Genomic DNA, 21,234 nt, shown 5'->3' on the forward strand with positions numbered 1-21,234 from the left:
GGTATTTATGTCTGTAAAAGATTTCGTACAACAACGGCGCGATGCGTTAATCGCTATGCGTCGCGACTTTCATATGTACCCTGAGCCTGCTTGGCTTGAGTATCGATCTGCTGCGAAGGTGGCGAATACGCTTATTTCTTTGGGCTATGATGTGGCGTTAGGGGCGGATATACTTGATTTAGATTCTCGCATGGGATTGCCTAGTGATGAGGTTATGAAAGCTGCTATGGATCGAGCCATCAAAGAAGGCGCAAATCCTGAGCTTGTTGAAAAGATGGGCTATGGTAAAACGGCCATTGTTGCAACTATGAAGTTCGGCGGCGAAGGCCCTGTAGTAGCATTTCGTGTAGATATGGATTCTAACGATGTTATCGAAGCTAAAAAGGATAGCCATGTGCCTACAAAGGAAGGATTCCGTTCTTGTCACGATAAAGCGATGCACGCCTGTGGTCATGATGCACATATGACGATGGGGTTAGGTCTTGCCGAATACTTGGCTACTCACAAGGATGAATTCAAAGGCACTATTAAACTTATATTCCAACCAGCAGAGGAAGGCGTGCGCGGTGCTAAAGCGATGGCGGAAGCGGGCGTAGTAGATGATGTAGATTTGATGTTCGGCATGCATATTGGGTTTAACGAAAAATTATCCAATTGCTTTGCTTGTAGCGATCATGGCTTCTTGGCCACTACAAAACTTGATGTGGTGTTCCACGGTTATTCTGCTCATGCCGGGGGCTCCCCTGAAAAGGCACAAAATGCAATGCTCGCCGGCTGTACAGCGGTTCTTAACTTACAAGCCATCGCTCGTCATAGTCAAGGGGCCTCTCGCATGAATGTAGGTGTTTTTGAAAGCGGTACAGGCCGCAATGTGACGCCTGATGTGGCAGTTCTTAAACTAGAAACTCGTGGTGCCACTACAGAAATCAATGACTACATGATTGAACGGTCGAAGACTATTATTAAAGGTGCTGCAGAAATGCACGATTGTACCTTTGAAATCACAAAACAAGGAGAAACTCCGGCAGGTCGCATCAGCGATGATTTAGCTCGTGAAGTACAAGCTATCGTGGAACCACTTGGGATCTTTAAAGAGGTTCCCTTCGATTACAGCGGTGGCGGTAGTGAAGACTGTGCGTACTTCTTGAATCGTGTCATCGATCGCGGTGGTAGAGCGACCTATATGGTTGTGGGATCTGCCATTAAAGCACCGCATCACAATCCGCTCTTTGATATCGATGAAGAAGATATGTTAAACGGTATTGTAGCGTTAGGTACCATTGCAGCTCACTATTTAAAATAAGCTTTATATACTAGCATCATATGGTTTGTCAGTAATTGATGTAATAGATTGTGAGGTGTTACATGATTCAACGAGAGCGATTGGTTAAGGATTTTGAGGCTATGGCCCAATTGACGGCTCCTGGTGAGGGCATTAATCGCCTTGCTTTCACCGATGCAGATTGGGCAGGACGTCAATATATTATAGATCGCATGACTGATGCGGGTTTATCCGTTGAAATAGACGATTTTGGTAATGTCATTGGCTATAAGATTGGTAAGAAACCAGATTTACCAGCTGTTATGGTGGGGTCTCATACGGATAGCGTGCCCAATGGAGGCAATTACGATGGTGTGGTCGGCGTGTTATCTGCTATTGAAGTAATTCGTAGCATGATCGACGATGGTTATGAACATGATCATACCATCGCTGTAGTGGACTTCATGTGTGAAGAGTCTGGTCGCTTTGGGAATGCTACACTAGGCAGTAAGGCCATGCGCGGTGAATTGACATTACAAGACTTACACCACTTGGTAGATAAACAAGGAATTTCTTTGTACGAAGCCTTGAAAGGTCGTAATTTAAACCCCGATGGGATTGAAACAATGGCATATAAACGACCTGTAAAGTCTTTCACAGAAATCCATATAGAACAAGGCAAGGTACTGGAGCACGAGCAGAAAACGATTGGTATTGTGACTGGTATTGCCGCGCCAGAGCGATTCTATGTGACCATTCGAGGCAATGCCGATCATAGTGGAGCTACGCCGATGAACTTGCGTCATGATGCTCTATGTGGAGCCTCAAAAATCATCCTCGGCATCGAGGAGATTGCATCTATGCAAGAGGAACCACCCGTGGTGGGAACTGTTGGCGTTGTGGAGGTTACACCAGGGGCGATGAATGTCATTCCTGGTGCTGTGAAGCTAGGGGTAGATATTCGCAGTATTTCTAAGGTAGCTCGTAATTCTGTAGTTACTCTTGTTAAAGAATTTATTGACATTACTGCCGAGAAACGTGGATTATCGTATACAATTGAAACAATTGCACAGGACCATCCAGTAGAGATGCACCCGGCGATGATTCGAGAAATCGAAGAAGCTGTTAAGTCTGTCGGTGTGGAGTACATGACAATACCGAGTGGTGCCGGTCATGATGCGATGCATTGGGCGGAGGTAGTTCCGACGGGAATGATCTTTATTCCATGCCGTGATGGCATCAGTCATAATCCTGCAGAATTTGCTGAAATGGATGATATTGTAACGGGTGCAGCGGTGCTTGACAAGGTACTTAGAAAACTTAGCTTGGAAGAAACAAAGCTTGTTTAATATACTTCTTTATGTATTTATGTAGTTATATAGATAAGTAGTTATATAGTTATATAGTTATACTGTATATAATTAAGTGATTACTTTTACTATAGTTAGGCCTATTAGGTGTAAGACATAGATAGGACTATTGTATTTAGTGTTGTTAGTTTGTGTATTGGGTGTAAAGCGTTTATAGAGGGGATATAGCTATCTTGCATCCTATGTACACGGATAGGAGGGTTATGGTTATTACAGGTATTGTTATCGTAGTAGCGACGTTTATCGCTATTATTAAACAGTTTGAAACGCGGCTCGTTTTACTATTATCGGGCTTACTGATGTGCTTTATTGGTGGGCAGCTTGGTGCTGGTACGACGGCCTTTGTGAAAGAACTTACGAATCCAGGTCTTGTACCAACAATCTGTACGGTGTTAGGTTTTAGCTATGTTATGGAATATACAAAATGTACAGAGCACATGGTGTATTTCATTTCTGCAGGCCTCAAAAAGATGACGAAAATCATCATTCCTGGCGCTGTTATTATTACGTTCCTGATCAATATTGCATTGCCTACAGCGGCAGGCTGTGCTGCGGCCGTAGGTGCACTCTTAATTCCTGCCCTCATTCGTTCTGGAGTACATCCAGCGATGGCTGGTTCTGCTATCTTCTTAGGTACATGGGGTAGTTCCTTGAGTCCAGGCCTTATGTTCAACCCTCAAGTGGCACAACTAGCGGGGGTAGACGTAATGACAGTTATTGCCAGCTTCTCCATGCAAGCAATTATCGGTATCGTAGTAGCCGCTATTTTGCTTAACATCGTAGCTATCGTTAAGAAGGAGCATACAGGGTATGTAATGAAAAACGATACTGCAGCGGAAGGTAAAGAATTCAAAGTAAATTATTTCTATGCAATCATTCCCATTATTCCTCTTGTATTACTTGTATTAGGTAGTAAACAAGTTGCGGTTATCCCAGAAATCTCTGTTCCTGTATCTATGCTCATCGGTACTGCTATTGGTATCATTGCCGTGCGTCCTAATGTGACAGAAGCTGTTAAGAAGTTCTTCCGTGGTACTGGCGATGGTATGTGTGATGTCGTTGGCCTTATGGCTGCAGCAGCTTGCTTCACAGCAGGGATGCAACTCATCGGGCTTACTAGTGCGCTCATCGATGGTATGAAGAACTCTCAACAAATTGCTCAAATAGGGGCAGCATTTGGTCCGTTCTTATTGGCTGTTATCTCTGGTTCTGGTAATGCAGCAGCTCTTGCCTTTAACGGTGCTGTCACACCTCATGCAGCAGACTTTGGTTATGGTATTATGCAACTTGGATCCATGGCTCAAATCGGTGCTGGTATCGGTCGTAGTATGAGCCCTGTAGCTGGTGCAGGTATCATCATTGCGGGACTGGCAGGTATTAACCCTATGGAAATGGCGAAACGCAATGCTGTGCCTTGTATTATTGCGACAGTAGTCATCATGCTATTGTTACTCTAGTCTAATAAAACTATATTGTAAAAGAAAACCCTTCTAACACTGATTAGATTGAGTCATATGCGTGAGCATATAACTTTTACCAATCAGATACATAGAAGGGTTTTCTTTTGCTTTATGTATGTATTATTTAAGTTTTAAACCAATCCAGAGAGCGGAGATTATAAATAGACCACCGCTTACCCAGAATAAGGTAGTGAAACCTAGCCAAGCCATTAGGCTTGCACCACCGACAGCACCTAAGAAATAACCAAGAAATAAACTTGATTGATTGTAGGAGAATACTTGTCCCGTAAACTCACGAGGTGTTTTTGAAGAAAGATAGGTATTTAATGCCGGCAACATACCACCTAGGCCGAAGCCTTGTAAAAATCGAATGAGTGCTAGTTGGTAAACATCAGTCACATAGGCTTGAGGGATGTTAAATAAGCCCACATAGATAAGAGATACGACTAATACTTTGCGAGGACCAATTTTATCAACTAATTTACCGAGAGGAGAACTACTTATTAATTGCGCAATACCCATAGCTGAGAAGACAGCGCCTGCAATAAATGCTAGATTTTCAGTATTGCTCGGAACAATGCCTTTGATATATACGGAGATAACAGGTTGTAAGGACATGATGCATATAGCATAAATAAATGATGCTACACACAATGTTACAATACTATTAAATTCAGGGATTTGTTCTTTTAGCTTGCTAATAGACAGTTTCTCAACATTAGGCTTTGGTACATAATTTTCATGGATAAAAATAGTAGCTAACAAACCGGCGAAACCCATGAGAATGCCAACTAAGATGAAGCCATTACGAATACCTATGGTATCAGCAATATATCCACCTAATAAAGGTCCAATTAGAGAGCCCGCTAGATTGGCCGAAGCTAATAGGCCAAGTGCCCAACCAGTTCGTTCGATGGGGGACTCTGAGGCAATTAATGTGATGGTTGCAGAATAAAAACCATTCACTAAACCTTGTATGAGACGAATGATTACAACCCCTTCAGGCGTTGTTTGAAAGGCGAGCAATAAATTACATAAAGCCATACCAAAACTAGATCGTATTAATGTGATTTTACGACCTTTCTTATCTGCTACACGCCCCCAAAAGGGTGCCACTAAACATACGACTAAATAGGTTGCACCAGTTGCTAAACCTGACCAGAGAGACATAGCCGATGGCGTTTGAACACCTAAATCATGAAAATATAGAGGGAGAATAGGTGCTAATTGGCTCACCCCGAAGGATGTACAGAATACACATATTAAACTTATATACACCGTACGTTTCCACGTTTCCAAATTATCTCTCCTTCACTAGTCTTAGTACGATTTATAGTATCAGAAAATTAGTAATTCTATATCTTTTTAACTTCATTCCTAATATTAAGTCAGGAAGTTTGTCATTTGCAATGGTATCTTGAATCCAGTACTTGATAGGTAAACTAAAAACTTAGGCTCTCTTTTCCACAAAATAATTAGTGGGAACTGATAACATATGTAATTTCAGTATACTATTAGTGCTTAGCGTAAACAATATAAATATTTTAGACCATAAGGTTAATATTTTAATATACATATATTTATATTAGAATAAAGAGGATTAGAAAATTGTTATGAGAGCGAAGAGAGAATTTTTTAATGTGGCTAGATAATGAAATTTCACTATTTAAACAAAATATAGAAATGTTACGAGTGAATCAACGCATAGGCAGATTAGCATATTTGTGGGCTGTGTGTGGATTAATGGTTAGTAAATTTTTAGCTTACCTTATATTCGTTTTGTTGATAGGGATTATTCAAGGGACTCCACTTCAAGGTAGTCAGTATTTGTCTTATATTTATTTTGGAAGTCTACAGATTATACATATAATTGCAACTATTTTTATACTTAAACGTAGACTAAATGATTGTGGTTCATCCTTGTGGTATATGATCTTGGTTCCCATAGCATATCTAAGTTTATGGGTGTATTGGGGGATGAGTTTTAGTTGGGCGTCTATATCCGAGACTATTGTAAATGCAAGCTTTTATTGGGATGGGTTCTTTTGGCAGTATTTCATCTTAGCTTGCTTTGCCTTGCCTCTTAGCGTGCCAGATTCTAATAAATATGGCTTAGATGAAGGTCGTGATAGATATAATAACTATATTATTGCCTACGATAGAAGCTCCATCATTAGTGAAGATAAGGATGCTAGAAGATTTGACTATATGTGTAGTTGTGTATGGGATGCTTTATTTGCTAAACTCGTTGATGTTAATGGCAGATCCTCTGTATCAGCCTTTTGGGTTGGTCTTACAGGATCTTGCATTTTTATGGATATCATTATGTATATGGCTATTGCTGTAGTTTCGTTAATTGTTCATCTTGGCATCTCTCTTTATATACCTCATTGGGGCTTTATGATTATCCTAATATGGCCAGTCATCGCAATGATTACATTAGGTATACGTAGACTTCACGATTCTCTATTAAGCGGCTTGTGGATGATTGGCCTTTTTATTCCGTATATCAATATTTTTGTTAGCTATCATCTTTTGTTTAAAAAATCGTGGTATATAGATAATTAAATGAAATTTCTTGGTTGTGTTGGTTGTTAATGAAGGAATAGGAGATTTATATTTGAGAAGTATGATATTTTTGAATAATGTAAATATTATACTTCTTGCTATATGATAAAGAGCAATGAGACAGCTTTTATATTCTGAATTAATAAAATTTAAACTTGAATTATTAACATTAGTTCAATGTTTCAAGACAATTAAATTATTTACAATCAATATACAGACATACCTTTCTATAAACTTATTGGTGTTTATTGGTATAGGAATAAATATCTTTATTTTATCCACTCTTCCGGAGATAGTATATACTCAAGGAATTTATGACATTATATATTATGTGGGCACAGTTATTTATATTCTTTTTGTAGCTTTTACAAATTATGCTAGCTTGAAATATTATAAAAAAGAGCGATTTAATTGGTTAAATATCATAATTACTGTATTTTTATTATTGATATTATTGGGTGGAAAGCATTTTGACCTTTCTTACGGAAAAGCTATTTTTGAGTCCAACAATATTATATTATGGGGCGTTGATGTGCCAGATATATTCTATCCATGTCTTTTGTGTTCAATGTTGTTGTTTTCTGTAGTACCTAGGAAACTTTGGTTACGAGATAATACTGTTGAACTTAAGGGAATCATTTTTGGTAATAAGGTTATAGATGTACTCTGGGGTGAGCGTAATGATTTAACTACGTCTCAAATTAAAGCTATAAACTCTTTTTATAGTCGCCAAGATAAAAGGTCTCTTTTAACAGATCTTTATAAAAGCATATTAATTGATAGTCTTTGGCTTAATGGACGAAGCACAGTTCGCCAATGGAATCTGTTCAATGTATATTTAGCGTTTATAATATACAATATGATATTAAATTATAATATCGAAAACTATGCTTTGCGATATGTTCTATACTTTTATCTTATATATACTATTATTGTAATGATCTGTAGACGTTTGAAAGATAGTAATAGTAGTATATTTTGGATTGTTGTCCTGTTTGTTCCTATCATCAATATATATGTATTGTATCTGCTGTATAATAAAACCTCTGCGTTATATGATAAAGAAAGTAATAGTATTTTTTATTATGCATTATAATACATAAAATATGATATATAAGATTGTATGTTAAAGATCTTTTTATGGCTGAACAACAATCAGAAATTAAAACTTCTTGACTTTCATTCTATAGAAACATTATAATCAGATTATAATTTTATACTCGCCTGAAAGAAACCGATGAGGTGGAGATAAAAATAGGAAATGCACTCACAGAGAGCGGGATTAGCTGAGAACCCGTAGTATGCAGCTTATTAAATGGACCACCGAGGGCGCATGGAACAGAATGAACTTTCACAGTCATTCCTAGTATGGTGCGACGTCACACGAGCGTTAGTCGTGAGGGATATGTTAGTATCCTGCGAAAGGGGAATGCACTGCATTCAAACAAGGTGGTACCGCGATTTATAGCACATACAATCATATTGTAATAATAGAACTATAAACTCGTCCTTGACGTTATATTGTCATGGGCGAGTTTTTTTATTGGCAAATGCCAGATGGAGGTTCTCATGATTTTTCCTAGTTTTGACCGTGTGAAAGCTATCGCACTAGGCTACGATATCGTGCCTGTATATATGGAAATTTTATCCGACGTACGCACGCCGATTAGCGTGTTGAAAGCGTTAAAACAAGTGAGCAGTCATACGTACTTGCTTGAAAGTGCGGATAATAGTAATCATTGGGGCCGTTACTCCTTCTTGGGCTATGATCCTAAGATTGAGTTATTCTGCAAAAACCATAAAATGACTATCAAAGACGGTACGACTCGTACCTTTGAGTGTTCTGATCCTGCAGTAGAGATTCGCAATATTTTGAGCCAATATAAAAGCCCTAGATTGGAAGAACTACCAACCTTTACAGGTGGATTTGTAGGCTACTTCGCATGTGAATATATTCGCTACATCGAGCCAACATTGGATTTCCCAACGCCAGATGATGACTCTGCGATGGTAAACGATGTAGACCTTATGCTCTTTGATAAGGTTATCGCTTTTGACCACTACAAAAATAAAATTTACTTGATTGCCAACATCAGCACAAATGATTTAGAACGCAACTACAACAAGGCTGAGCTCGAATTGAAAACTCTTGCTGATCTCGTTATAAACGGCAAAGAGGCAGATGTTCCAAAAGGCGTTCTTAAAACAGAGTTTACCTCTGAGTTCACAAAGGATGAGTTTGAAGCCGTTGTTAAAAAGACACAGCACTACATCAAAGAAGGGGATATCTTCCAATGTGTTGTATCTAACCGCCGCGAAGCCGAGTTTGAAGGGAGCTTGTTAAACGCATACCGCGTATTGCGTACCTTGAATCCATCTCCGTACATGTTCTACCTATCCGGTGGTGATGTAGAGCTCACAGGGGCATCTCCAGAAACCTTGGTGAAACTGACAGACGGTAAAATGTACACATTCCCAATTGCAGGTACGATGCGCCGTGGCAAAAATGAAGCAGAGGACCTTGCTATTGAAGAAAAACTTATCAATGATGAAAAAGAATTGGCTGAACATAATATGCTTGTTGACCTTGGCCGTAACGATTTAGGTAAAATCTCTAAATTTGGTACTGTGAAAGTAGAGGCGTTACATATGTTGCAACGTTTCTCCCATGTCATCCATATTACATCTACTGTAAGTGGTGACATACAAGACGGCAAAGATGCACTCGATGCAATCGGTGCTACACTGCCAGCAGGCACGTTGTCTGGGGCGCCTAAGATTCGTGCTATAGAAATTTTACACGAACTTGAAAAAAGCCCGCGTGGTGTATACGGAGGCGCCGTAGGTTACATAGATTTCTCCGGTAACATGGATGTATGTATCGGCATCCGCATGGCTATGAATAAAGGCGGTAAGGTCTATGTTCGCGCTGGTGCAGGCATCGTTCGAGATAGCGTTCCTGAAAGCGAGTTTAATGAAACCTTGATCAAGGGCCAATCCATGATTTCCGCAATTACAAATGCACAGGAGGTAGAATAATGGTACTCCTTATAGATAATTACGATAGCTTTTCCTTTAATTTATATCAATTAGTAGGCTCTATCGATCCAGATATTAAAGTCATCCGCAGCGATGAATTAACAGTTGAAGAAATCCGTGCGTTGAAACCAGACTATGTGATACTTTCACCAGGTCCTGGCAGACCAGCTGATGCGGGCGTATACGAAGACCTATTGCGTGAATGCAAAGGGGAATTCCCAATCCTCGGTGTATGCCTGGGACACCAAGCCATCGGCGAAGTATTCGGCGGCACCGTATCCTACGCAAAACAAGTGATGCACGGCAAACAAAGCGTGGCGAAACAAGTACATCCATCCAAAATCCTTAAAGGTTTGCCTGAACAATTCGAAGTCGCTAGATACCACTCCTTGGCAATTATCGACGAAACCATGCCAAGCGAACTCATCGTCACATCCATTACAGACGACGGCGAAGTAATGAGCGTAGAACACAAAGACTACCCGATTTATGGAGTGCAATTCCATCCGGAATCCATCATGACACCAAACGGGGAACAAATGATTCGCAATTTCTTAGAAAAATAACCACTGTTTAATTTAGGTATTCGATGGGCTATTTATAGATCCTAGAACGATAGGGCAGAAATAAGGTCTCTCGGAACTCCAAGTGGCCACCGCCCCACTACGTGGGGCCGCCAAGTCGTTCCTTAAGACCTTATTTCCTGCCAACTCAACCTTGGCATTACCTACTTAATAGCCCCTCTACAATATATATATCGAACAGTAACTATATTTTCTAAAGAAATATGCGAATCAGAACCCCTAATATAAGAGAAAGTGGTGCGTAGCACCACCATTCCCACTCTCCCTATAAAGGGATGACCTGTGCGTTACTCCATATAATGCGCAGGATCATTTAAGAGATATTGAATTGTTGTTCATTTTATTGTGTGTGTGACAGTGAGTAGGGCATAAAAAAGATTAAGTGTCCTAGTGTTTATGTGAGTTCACGGGGTTCTAGGCCCGACTTTGGCCCTGCGAAGGCCGCAGGCCGTAGTCAGACCCGGCCAGTGGAGGGCATAGGTCCACGTGAATCACATGTAGCATTAAAGTAGGTATATGCCCTATTAACGTTGAACCAAAGAAAATGAACAACAAGTAAGGAGCTATAAAATGATTAAAGACGCATTATATGCAGTAACGCACGGTCAGAATTTATCCTACGACCTTGCTAAAGATACAATGAACAAGATTATGAGCGGTGATGTACCCGAGGTTCCTATGGCTGGTTTCCTGTGTGCTCTTGCCGCAAAGGGCCCTACTGTAGATGAGGTTACGGCGTTTGCTGAGGTTATGCGCGAGAAGGCTGGCTCCGTGCCTCATAATGGCACCGTTGTGGAAATCGTAGGTACTGGTGGTGACGAGGCTAATACATTCAACATTTCTACTACATCTGGTTTCATCATTTCTGCAGCAGGTATTCCTGTAGCAAAGCATGGTAACCGTAGTGTATCTAGTAAATGTGGCGCTGCAGATTTAATCGAAGCGTTGGGTGCTAAATTAGAGCTTAACGGCGAGCAAAACGAGGCGGTGTTGAACAAAGCGAATATGTGCTTTATGTTTGCCCCTGTATATCACCAAGCTATGAAATATGCAGGTCCTGTACGTAAAGCGTTGGGCGTTCGTACAGTATTCAACATCCTTGGACCTTTGGCAAACCCAGCAGGTGCTACTGTAGAATTGATGGGCGTGTATGATAAATCTTTAGTAGAACCATTGGCTCGCGTATTGGCTAATCTTGGGGTTAAACGTGGTGCTGTGGTACACGGCTTTGACGGCCTTGATGAGATTACGGCTAGCAATAAAACGTACGTATGCGAAATTAATAATGGTACTTTCACAAGCTACGAATTCGATCCTAAGGAATATGGTTTCGAATACGCTGATAAAACTGAGCTTGAAGGTGGCGATGCTACGGTGAATGCTGAGATTACTCGCCGCGTTCTCGGTGGTGAGCAAGGCGGTAAACGCACTGCGGTTGTTCTTAACGCGGGTATGGCGATTTACCTTGCGAAAGACGGTATTACATTGGCAGAGGGCATCGAAGAGGCGAAGAATATGATCGACTCTGGTAAGGCGCTTGCGACAATGGAACAGTTTGTGAAAGCAACCCAAGAGGTATGACCATTGATTTTAGATAAGATTATAGAGGCTACCAAAATTCGGGTAGCCCAAGAAAAACAGGTGGAATCTCCAGAGTCTGTGAAAGCAGCGGCTGTGGCATTGCTTGCTGATAGAGGATTTCCTTTTGAAGTGGCCCTTCGTCAGCAAGATTTCAATTTCATTTGCGAAGTAAAGAAGGCCTCTCCATCTAAGGGGATAATTGCTGAGCACTTCCCGTATTTAGACATCGCCAAAGAATATGAGGTAGCAGGTGCAGCGGCTATCTCTGTATTGACGGAGCCAGGCTTTTTTAAAGGTGACAAAAAATATTTACAAGAGATTGCTAGTACCGTAAAAATCCCTGTACTTCGTAAGGACTTCATCATCGATGAATACCAAATCTACCAAGCGAAGGTGTGGGGGGCTAGTGCCATCCTCTTGATCTGCGCATGCCTTGATGTGCCGACGCTGACAAAATTCCGTGAACTAGCAGATTCGCTTGGCTTATCGTCCTTAGTAGAGGCGCACGATGAGCATGAGGTACAAATGGCTATCAATTGCGGTGCGCGTATTATCGGTGTTAACAACCGCAATTTGAAAGACTTCACCGTAGACGTACAAAACAGTGTGCGCTTACGCAATCTCGTGCAAGACGATGTGATTTTCGTATCTGAAAGCGGGCTAGAAACTCCAGAGGACATCCAAGTCTTGCGCGATAACAATATCGGAGTAGCTTTGATGGGGGAAACCTTCATGCGTTCTCCTAACAAGGTGGAGAAATTAGCATATCTTTATGGTTCAACCTACTACACACCAAAGGTTAAGATGTGCGGAATCTCAAAGGTGGAAACAATCCCTGCTGTAGTAGAGGCAAAACCAGACTACATGGGCCTTGTATTTGCACCAAGTAAACGACAAGTCACTGTAGACCAAGCTAAAACATTGGTTGAAGAACTACATAAGCAATATACTAAAAGATATAACAATGGTGCTGAACAGTCTAATAATGATGAGATTAAAACGGTAGGTGTTTTCGTCAATGAAACGCTAGATAATCTCGTTAGCATTGCTACAGAAGCCAATCTTGATGTGGTGCAATTGCATGGCGATGAAGATGAAGCTTTCATCCAATCCTTAAAAGAACGTACTAATGTAGAGGTTTGGAAGGCTGTTCAAATCCGTAGTGCTGCAGATGCAGAGGCGTGGATCGATAGCAGAGCAGATATGCTATTATTTGATGCATACCACAAAGACGAGCGCGGTGGTACGGGGGAAGTGTTCGATTGGTCTTGCTTAGACGAGTTTGAACGACCATTTATGCTGGCTGGAGGTATCGATAGCACCAATGTGGCGCGTGCCATTCGTACGGTTCGACCGTACGGCATCGATATCAGTAGTGGTATTGAAACAGATGGCGTGAAAGACGATGAGAAGATAAAAGCTTTCACCAACATTGTGAGAACAATAGCAATGCCATAATATGGCGTGCTAGCAGGAATGGAATATAGAAAGGTAAGTTATATGAGTGAACAAAGACATGGTTATTTTGGCTCCTTTGGGGGTCAATTTATGCCAGAAACATTGATGAATGCAGTCATCGAATTGGAAGAGGCGTACAACAAGTACAAAGATGATCCTGATTTCGTACACGAACTTGAGGATTTACATAAAAAATATACAGGTCGTCCATCCCTTTTATACTATGCAGATCGCATGACAAAGGACCTTGGAGGCGCCAAAATCTATTTAAAACGTGAGGACTTAAATCATACTGGTTCTCACAAGTTGAATAACGTAATCGGCCAAATGTTATTGGCAAAACGAATGGGTAAGACTCGTGTTATTGCTGAAACCGGCGCAGGTCAACACGGTGTGGCAACGGCTACTATCGCTGCGTTGATGGGCATGGAATGCGAAGTATACATGGGTGCAGAGGACTGTGAACGTCAAGCACTTAACGTATATCGTATGGAATTGCTAGGAGCTAAGGTACATCCTGTAACAACAGGTACTAGTACATTGAAAGATGCGGTTTCCGAAGCGTTGCGCGAATGGACAAATCGCATGTCCGATACGCATTACGTACTGGGATCCGTTATGGGTGCTCATCCATTCCCTATGATTGTACGCGATTTCCAATCCATTATCAGCCGTGAAGCGCGTGAGCAAATCCTCGAAGCAGAAGGAAAATTACCAACAGCTGTTATGGCTTGTGTAGGTGGCGGCTCTAATGCGATGGGCATGTTCTATCACTTCATTCCAGATGAAAGTGTTCGTCTAATCGGTTGTGAAGCGGCAGGTCGTGGCATCGATACAGAAGAACATGCGGCGACAATCGCAAAGGGTTCCGTTGGTATTTTCCACGGCATGAAATCGTACTTCTGCCAAGACGAAGATGGACAAATCGCTCCAGTATACTCTATCTCTGCAGGCCTCGATTACCCTGGTATCGGCCCTGAACATGCGTACTTGCACGATAGCGGTCGTGCTGAATACGTGCCTGTTACAGATGACGAAGCAGTCGATGCCTTTGAATACTTATCTCGCTTGGAAGGTATTATTCCAGCCATTGAAAGTGCTCATGCGGTGGCACATGCACGTAAAATTGCTCCTACTATGAGCAAGGACGACATCATTATTATTTGTTTATCCGGTCGTGGCGACAAAGACGTGGCGGCTATGGCGAAATACAGAGGGGTGGATCTTCATGAGTAAAATTAAAGACGCTTTCACAAAGGGCAAGGCATTCATCCCGTTCATTAGCGCTGGTGACCACGGTATTGAGAATACAGAACGTTATATTCGTATTATGGTGAAAGCCGGTGCGGACATGGTAGAAATTGGTATTCCCTTCTCTGACCCAACAGCGGAAGGCCCAGTTATTCAAGAGGCAAGCACGCGTGCGCTTTCTACAGGTGTAAAAATCAACGATATCTTCGATATGGTGCGTCGTTTGCGTACAGGTGAAGAGGCAGTAACAGTGCCACTCGTGTTCATGACCTATTTGAATCCTATTTACGTATTCGGTCGTGAAAAATTCTTTACCCTCTGTGAAGAGGTAGGAATCTCTGGTGTTATCGTGCCAGATATGCCATTTGAAGAAAAAGGCGAGCTCGCTAGTGTGGCTCATAAGCATGGTGTTGAAGTGGTATCCTTAATTGCACCAACATCTGAAAATCGCATCGAAATGATTGCTAAAGATGCAGAAGGCTTTGTATACTGTGTATCTTCCCTTGGCGTTACAGGCATGCGCAGTGAAATCAAGACGGATATTAAATCCATTGTTGAAACGATTCGCAAATATACGGATATTCCTGTAGCTGTTGGTTTCGGTATTTCTAAGCCAGAACAAGCAGAAGCTATGGCGCGCGTATCCGATGGAGCCATCGTAGGTTCTGCTATCGTTAAAATCGTAGCAGAACATGGCGAACATGCGGACCAAGCGTTGTTTGATTACGTACAATCCATGAAACAAGCTGTTCTAAAGGCTGGCGCATAACATAATAACTCATATAGCCTTGGGAAAAATTATATAGGGGATAACACAAAAGGACGTTATACAATGTATAACGTCCTTTTCATTGGTTGGTTAATTTAGTTTTGTGTTTTTAGGGCTAGTAATATGTATTATGCACAAGGCTTAGTCATTAGAGGATTCAGAACGTTGATGTTGTTCACTGCGTTTTGCTGTTGCATTTTTATCATGCTTTTCACGTTCAGATATTCTATGCTTTCTGTGCTTTTTCTTTTTATCATTTACTTTGTACCATGGATGAGCGCTGCTATCTACTGTGCCATCATCATTTTTTACCATGCGATGATTTTCACCGATTTTGAAGTGGTAATCTTTGGCTTGGGCTACATTGGCACCAATACCAACTGTTAAGAAGGCACCTAAGCTAGCCAAGGCTACTGCTTTCATTAATTTAGCTTTCATAATTATCTCCTGTATAATTGATTGTACGAATTTTAGTTGTAAGAAATATATCTGTAGTATAGGCATATTTCGTGAACAAAAAATGAATCAACTAAGTTGATAAATCATAGTATAATAGGAATATCTATATATGTTTATTATCTAAGATTATGGTAGGAGTTTTATGAAACAGAGAGTATACGAAATCCTCTATCGTGAGCTAGTGGAAAACTATGCGAACAGTAAGGGACGTACCAATACAGCCGATTTTTGGCTCACCATAAGTGCTATATCCTTTGTATATGGCTTAATTATATGTATTACAGGTCTTGCAACCTACATACCGTACGGATTTCTTTATGTTGTCTCTATCGGTGGCGGCGTATTATTTGTACTGTCCATCCTGTTATGCTTGCCGAAGATTATGTTAATGGCAAGACGGTTACGAGACTCTAATAATGATCCAATGTTGATGATTTTACTATTGGTTCCTTTTTTAGGCTGGCTTGCATTATTGTATCTGTTCTGTAAGCGCACATCGCCTATATCTAATGAATCAGAGGAAAAACGTTCCGTATCGGGCCTCTTTATTGTGGCCATATTAGTATTAGGATGCCTAGCCACTAGTGCAGGTAGTACAATGATTAATCATAATTTTATGGTAGAAGAGACTGCTTATGGCAATTTGGAACCTAGTTCGTTAACGAAACAAGCAAATCGTCTTTTACAAAGTGAAACGGCTACAACAGAGGGGCGTACTGTGGTAAGTAATTATTATGAAGCCCTCAACAAAAAGGATTATCATGGTGCATATCGTTATTTGAGCGCTCGTGCTATGGAACGATATGGTACCTTTGAACTATGGGAACAAGCCATGGCTAAGGACGAGGTTCATAAGGTGAAAGCGATACAGCTTGACTATGTTTCCCAAGACCAAGATGATGATATTGTTGTAAATTATATGGGCTTTACCGTTACCTTTGAAGATAATCTAGAGCCTCTATTAGTTCGTTTGCATAATGAAGGCAAAGGCTGGGGCATTGTTGCTATTGAAGCCGCGGAGGAGGATTAGGTTATGTCAACCATAAATATATATGATTTGAATTATACTGATGCCTTCAAATTAGGCATTAGAAATTATGCTAATTTTAACGGCCGTGTTAGCCGTAGTGAATATTGGCGATTCGTGGCAGGCGTTACCTTGATACAAGGATTACTTGGGATTTTAGCTTTACTTTGTAGTACCTTGGGCTTTCCTAATTATGAAACACTTATTGATAATGTTGCTGTAGGGGTATCTCTTTTCTTTATAATTCCCAATATAGCTATCACAGCGCGGCGTATGCATGATATTGGTCGGAGCGGTTGGACACAGCTAATCTCATTTATTCCTGTTATAGGATTCTTTATATTCCTCGTTTACGAATTGCGTCGTGGTGATGAAAGAGAGAATTCATATGGTGAAAGAACCGGATATACACCTATTACTCCTGAGGTTAGCAAGGCTACAGGACTAGAAGAAACTCCATCCCGTCGTCAAGATTGGGCGATGGGGATTGCCATCTTTATTATCCAATCTATTATTATTGCCGATATCATTAGAGAGATATTATGGTATGGTATTAATGGGAATGGATACATATAATAATCACCTGTATTTATTAACAATCTCATTATTTTATTTTATAAAAGTTTAACATCTCCTTTATAGACAATATAACACTTTATAGTAAAATGAATTTCAGATGAATTTAAAAACTTAGATATTAATAAATAAAGAATATCTTAGTTGTTATATGTGTTAAGTACAGCAGGACATCGTAATCTTTGCTGATTTCTGTTTGTAGCTAGAAGGAGTTTATTATGAAATCTTGTCCCTATTGTGGACATGCAGTGTTGAAAACAGATTGTTACTGCCCAGAGTGTGGGCATGTTAGTAGACCACAAATCTCGTTAGATAAATACAATCTAGGCTTGATTGAAAACTTTAAACAATGTTTGGTTTATAAATATGCTGATTTTGATGGTCGTGCAAGTCGTAGTGAATATTGGCATTTCTTGTTAGTTTATCAATTGTTGTTTGTGGCCATTCTATTTACTTGTGCTTTTTTGAGCTATATTAGTCCACTATCTAGCGTAGTAGGCGTAGGTTTTGGTTTGGTCATCCTTGTCCTCTTGTCCGTGATTATGGTTATCCCTGGCGTGGCTGTTTCAGTGCGACGTTTACACGATCAAGGCCGCTCAGGGGGCCTCGTATTTATTGGATTCATCCCTGTAATAGGGACTATTATCCTGTTGATCCTTATGGCTCTGCCTGGTGAAAGCCAACCAAATCGCTTTGGTCCCCCTACAGGTCAAGTGGTCGTAACAAAACAAATGGCCCGTGAATTAGGTCTTATTGATACTACGCCATCTATGGGACTAACTGCAGGACTATTCTGCGCTATCTTTGTACTCTGGTTCTTGGTAGATAAACTACTTATGACTAGTGCGATGTAAAAGAATACTATATAAAAAATAACCTTATTATAAAATGCACCCCAAAATTGGATACAATTTTGGGGTGCATTTTATAATAGTAGGATTTATTTATTATTAGTTAACAAACTATCATCAAATGTGATTTTATCAATAATGACAAGATTGTGGTTAGAACCGATAGCACGATTACCATATTTATGGAATTTTGTTTCTAATTCAATCCGTCTAGCATTTTGCATTTGCTTTAAAATATCATTAGTTACATCTGGAGATGTTTCTTTTTTATATCGAATACCATTAATTAATAAAGTATTGTCTTTTTCGATATATCTAATGATTGTACGACCTTCATCGTAGCTGAGTTGATTTTTATACTTATTTTTTTCTTTATCATCTTTTTCATTTTTGGGTGTAATCTCTTTAGCTGTTGTTGTTCGAGAGTCTTTTTGAAGAATAAAGTTGATGTTATACGTATTATTGGCTTGCTTTACACTATCATCAAATGATGGGAAAAGGCTTCCATGGGGTTTAGGATAGTTCTTCTCTGATTTATAAGCTAGTTTATCTTCTGTTACCATATATTCTTTGCCATTTTCTTGGAATGTTATACGGTACATAACATTGTTGCCATCATAGCCAACCCAAGTTCCTAAATACTTGTTTTCGTTTTCACTTTTGCCGCAGCCTACAATAATAATAGTAGATAACAGCATAACCATAATTAAGCCGAGTTTAAGAATGTATTTCATATGCTATATCTCCTTATTTGGGGGTATCTAAAATAGAATCATTAAAGGAAAAATCAAATTGAATTGTTGGCTTTGGTTTGAAACTACCAAATGTATCTTTTTTACGTTCTTCCACAACAAGTTTTTTCATATCTTCTTTTAAGTCTGGTAAATATGCTTTAACAGAATTATCATCAGATTGTTTTTTGAAGATTACTTTGTCGAAAACTAAGGTACCATCTTTTTCATTATAAATAATAGGTTTCGGACCTACGTCTAATTTATTTTCATTGGCAGAAATAAGCATGTTGTGTAAAGAATCATTAGATTTTGTTAAGATGTAATCTGCATTAGCTGGAGCTGTATCCCCACCGCCTTTAGTGCTGTCGGCTTCATCGAGTCCACTAGAAAAGTAATCCATTAAAGGATAATAGGAGTAATCATATAAAGATACCAATAGTTGTCCATCGATATTTTCAATGATTAATTCTTGAATATCATCTTTATCATCAGTTTTATTATAAGCAATCCAAGTACCTTCAAATTTGCTGTTAGCATTATTGTTTTTGTCATTATTATCACTACCACATGCAGTTACGAAGAGCATTGTAAAAGTGAGTAATAGTGTAATTATAAAGTTACGTTTCATATAGTCTCCTTATGCTGCATCGCCATAATATTTACGACGTAAGTAGAAGATGTATCCACCACCAATGACAGCAATGATAGCTACGCCGATGCCAATATAGAATAACCAACTGTGGCTTGGTTTAAAGATAAAACGAATATGACTATTTTGAGTGAAGGTAACAGTGTTTTTATCTGTTAATGTTCCAGTTTGAACACTTACTGGATCAATTTCACCAGATACGGTAACTGTCGTTTTGCCTTGAGAAGTTCCTAAATCTACAATATAACTACCAGAAGTTGTTTTTTCTAAGGCGAGTAAAGGCCCTTGATTTTTATTTCTCAATGTCATGGCATCTCTAACTTTATTGAGTTCTTCTACGTTGTTGAACTTTGATTTAACGGTCCAAACATTATAAGGTGTTTTGTCACCATCATCTACAGTAATCTCTTTTCCTTGATCGTCAAGAGCCTTGATTGTATAGTCTTGAATATTGTATTCGTTTATAATCTCCGTAATAGAGTCTTTCGGCAACGGGCCAGCTTGTGATTTTACTTGAGCGTTCCAAGTACCGCTACCATCACTGTCAATTTTTACATCTGAATCTATTGTGGCACATCCAGATAGTAGTAACATACATAAACTTAGAATCATAAGTGATAATTGTCTCATAGTATTCCTCTCTTTCACACTACAAATTTTAACTATCTATAAAATGCTAGTCGTGATATATTGTACATTAATTATATAATTATAGGCAATATATAGTGCGGAAAGGGTTAATGAAATGTTAATGAAGTTTAAACAACTTGGGATTGCAAAAAGTATACTAAGTATTATGGTGGTAATTGGCGTACTTGTGAGTGCTGGATATGGATTGTACTATCAATTTGTGTATAAGCAATCTCCAGAATATTCGCTTCAAGTACTTTATAAAGCAATTCAAGATGGGGATACGAATACATTTTTTACGATGGTTGATGGTGAAGGAATTTTGCATAAGGTATATGATCCGTATATTGAAAAATTGTTAAAAGAATCTGATGGACGGAATATATCTCAAACTAATTCAAAAGGAGAAACTAAGATTTTAAATCTTGGAGAAGCGTTGTTGTTTACAGCAATAGATAGTTATTATTTAGATGTAAAAGAGGTATTACTTAACCAAGATTTAAGAACACATATACCTCATAGAGCTGACCCCAAAGATCCATTTAAAGATAATTTACAGACGTTAAAAGAGATAGGGCGATATGAATTAATTTCTATAGAAGAAAAAAATAAGAATGATGGAGTTGTTAATATAGAAATTCGTGCATTGGATACTAAGACTAATGAAACTAAAGTATTTCCGATAGAAATGACTCAAATGGATAATAAGATGTGGCGGATTACTGGATATGATTATAAGACGTATAGTTTACCATATGATGGATTTGATAGAATTTAATTAGATGACGTATTCTGTTTTGAGATGTTTGATTGCTATTGATAAAATTTAATTGTTATCTTCTTGATGAGTCATGGTTTCCTAGTTGACAATTTCCCCGTTTGAGTCCTATAATTATCTATTATATGAATATTGCGTTGAAAAAGACGGCATGTCTCAGACGGATTTTGTAGAGACCAAACTCATGGG

The 21,234-nt window shown here is 39.5% G+C and carries 20 protein-coding genes; 15 read left to right on the top strand and 5 right to left on the bottom strand.

Annotated features, from left to right (window positions below):
• Positions 1-7: 7 nt before the first annotated feature.
• The 3 genes from B1A77_RS03660 (at position 8) to dcuC (ending at position 4,088) form a co-directional block, all read left to right on the top strand.
• Positions 8-1,303: an amidohydrolase gene (locus B1A77_RS03660; protein WP_077707970.1), complete on the top strand. Its 1,296-nt coding sequence runs from the start codon at positions 8-10 to the stop codon at positions 1,301-1,303.
• Between the two features lie 62 nt (positions 1,304-1,365).
• Entirely contained in the window at positions 1,366-2,610 is a 1,245-nt protein-coding gene (locus tag B1A77_RS03665; protein WP_077707971.1) for a M20 family metallo-hydrolase, read from the top strand.
• A gap of 224 nt (positions 2,611-2,834) precedes the next feature.
• Positions 2,835-4,088, top strand: a complete 1,254-nt coding sequence (gene dcuC, locus B1A77_RS03670) for a C4-dicarboxylate transporter DcuC (protein WP_077707972.1) — start codon at positions 2,835-2,837, stop codon at positions 4,086-4,088.
• Between the two features lie 123 nt (positions 4,089-4,211).
• Here the strand turns inward: dcuC and B1A77_RS03675 are convergent, their stop codons facing one another.
• Complete coding sequence (locus B1A77_RS03675; RefSeq protein WP_077707973.1) at positions 4,212-5,390, bottom strand: MFS transporter; 1,179 nt, start codon at positions 5,388-5,390, stop codon at positions 4,212-4,214.
• A gap of 444 nt (positions 5,391-5,834) precedes the next feature.
• Here B1A77_RS03675 and B1A77_RS10225 point away from each other — a divergent pair, with 444 nt between their 5' ends.
• The 8 genes from B1A77_RS10225 (at position 5,835) to trpA (ending at position 15,341) form a co-directional block, all read left to right on the top strand.
• A complete protein-coding gene (locus B1A77_RS10225; protein ID WP_418369006.1) occupies positions 5,835-6,659 on the top strand; it encodes a DUF805 domain-containing protein in 825 nt (274 codons plus the stop codon).
• A gap of 115 nt (positions 6,660-6,774) precedes the next feature.
• Positions 6,775-7,755: a DUF805 domain-containing protein gene (locus B1A77_RS03685; protein ID WP_077707975.1), complete on the top strand. Its 981-nt coding sequence runs from the start codon at positions 6,775-6,777 to the stop codon at positions 7,753-7,755.
• Between the two features lie 473 nt (positions 7,756-8,228).
• Entirely contained in the window at positions 8,229-9,698 is a 1,470-nt protein-coding gene (locus B1A77_RS03690; RefSeq protein WP_077707976.1) for an anthranilate synthase component I family protein, read from the top strand.
• Positions 9,698-10,264 (top strand): anthranilate synthase component II, encoded by a 567-nt coding sequence (locus B1A77_RS03695; protein ID WP_077707977.1) that lies wholly within the window; start codon positions 9,698-9,700, stop codon positions 10,262-10,264. Before B1A77_RS03690 ends, B1A77_RS03695 begins: the two co-directional genes overlap by 1 nt.
• A gap of 588 nt (positions 10,265-10,852) precedes the next feature.
• The gene (trpD, locus tag B1A77_RS03700) at positions 10,853-11,863 is read left to right on the top strand and encodes an anthranilate phosphoribosyltransferase (RefSeq protein WP_077707978.1); all 1,011 of its coding nucleotides are present in this window, start codon (positions 10,853-10,855) and stop codon (positions 11,861-11,863) included.
• Between the two features lie 3 nt (positions 11,864-11,866).
• Entirely contained in the window at positions 11,867-13,321 is a 1,455-nt protein-coding gene (gene trpCF, locus B1A77_RS03705) for a bifunctional indole-3-glycerol-phosphate synthase TrpC/phosphoribosylanthranilate isomerase TrpF (protein ID WP_077707979.1), read from the top strand.
• 42 nt (positions 13,322-13,363) lie between these two features.
• Entirely contained in the window at positions 13,364-14,557 is a 1,194-nt protein-coding gene (trpB, locus tag B1A77_RS03710) for a tryptophan synthase subunit beta (RefSeq protein ID WP_077707980.1), read from the top strand.
• Positions 14,550-15,341, top strand: coding sequence for a tryptophan synthase subunit alpha (gene trpA, locus B1A77_RS03715; protein ID WP_077707981.1), 792 nt, complete (start codon positions 14,550-14,552; stop codon positions 15,339-15,341). The genes trpB and trpA overlap by 8 nt, the downstream gene beginning before the upstream one ends.
• A 141-nt stretch (positions 15,342-15,482) precedes the next feature.
• Here trpA and B1A77_RS03720 read toward each other — a convergent pair whose 3' ends face one another.
• A complete protein-coding gene (locus B1A77_RS03720) occupies positions 15,483-15,779 on the bottom strand; it encodes a hypothetical protein (protein WP_004697907.1) in 297 nt (98 codons plus the stop codon).
• 163 nt (positions 15,780-15,942) lie between these two features.
• Here B1A77_RS03720 and B1A77_RS03725 point away from each other — a divergent pair, with 163 nt between their 5' ends.
• The 3 genes from B1A77_RS03725 (at position 15,943) to B1A77_RS03735 (ending at position 18,257) form a co-directional block, all read left to right on the top strand.
• A complete protein-coding gene (locus B1A77_RS03725; protein WP_024061337.1) occupies positions 15,943-16,830 on the top strand; it encodes a DUF805 domain-containing protein in 888 nt (295 codons plus the stop codon).
• Between the two features lie 3 nt (positions 16,831-16,833).
• Positions 16,834-17,403, top strand: coding sequence for a DUF805 domain-containing protein (locus B1A77_RS03730; RefSeq protein WP_024061336.1), 570 nt, complete (start codon positions 16,834-16,836; stop codon positions 17,401-17,403).
• Between the two features lie 218 nt (positions 17,404-17,621).
• Positions 17,622-18,257: a DUF805 domain-containing protein gene (locus B1A77_RS03735; RefSeq protein ID WP_077707982.1), complete on the top strand. Its 636-nt coding sequence runs from the start codon at positions 17,622-17,624 to the stop codon at positions 18,255-18,257.
• 86 nt (positions 18,258-18,343) lie between these two features.
• Here the strand turns inward: B1A77_RS03735 and B1A77_RS03740 are convergent, their stop codons facing one another.
• From B1A77_RS03740 to B1A77_RS03750, 3 genes are read right to left on the bottom strand one after another with little or no spacing between them, the layout of a single operon-like run.
• Positions 18,344-18,988, bottom strand: a complete 645-nt coding sequence (locus tag B1A77_RS03740; RefSeq protein WP_024062209.1) for a hypothetical protein — start codon at positions 18,986-18,988, stop codon at positions 18,344-18,346.
• 13 nt (positions 18,989-19,001) lie between these two features.
• Positions 19,002-19,616, bottom strand: coding sequence for a hypothetical protein (locus B1A77_RS03745; RefSeq protein WP_077707983.1), 615 nt, complete (start codon positions 19,614-19,616; stop codon positions 19,002-19,004).
• 9 nt (positions 19,617-19,625) lie between these two features.
• The gene (locus tag B1A77_RS03750; protein WP_077707984.1) at positions 19,626-20,267 is read right to left on the bottom strand and encodes a hypothetical protein; all 642 of its coding nucleotides are present in this window, start codon (positions 20,265-20,267) and stop codon (positions 19,626-19,628) included.
• Positions 20,268-20,388: 121 nt separating this feature from the next.
• On the opposite strand from B1A77_RS03750, the gene B1A77_RS03755 reads away from it, so the two are divergent.
• The gene (locus B1A77_RS03755; RefSeq protein ID WP_149026231.1) at positions 20,389-21,045 is read left to right on the top strand and encodes a hypothetical protein; all 657 of its coding nucleotides are present in this window, start codon (positions 20,389-20,391) and stop codon (positions 21,043-21,045) included.
• Positions 21,046-21,234: the final 189 nt, after the last annotated feature.

It is taken from the genome of Veillonella parvula (assembly GCF_002005185.1).
GTDB lineage: Bacteria > Bacillota > Negativicutes > Veillonellales > Veillonellaceae > Veillonella > Veillonella parvula_M.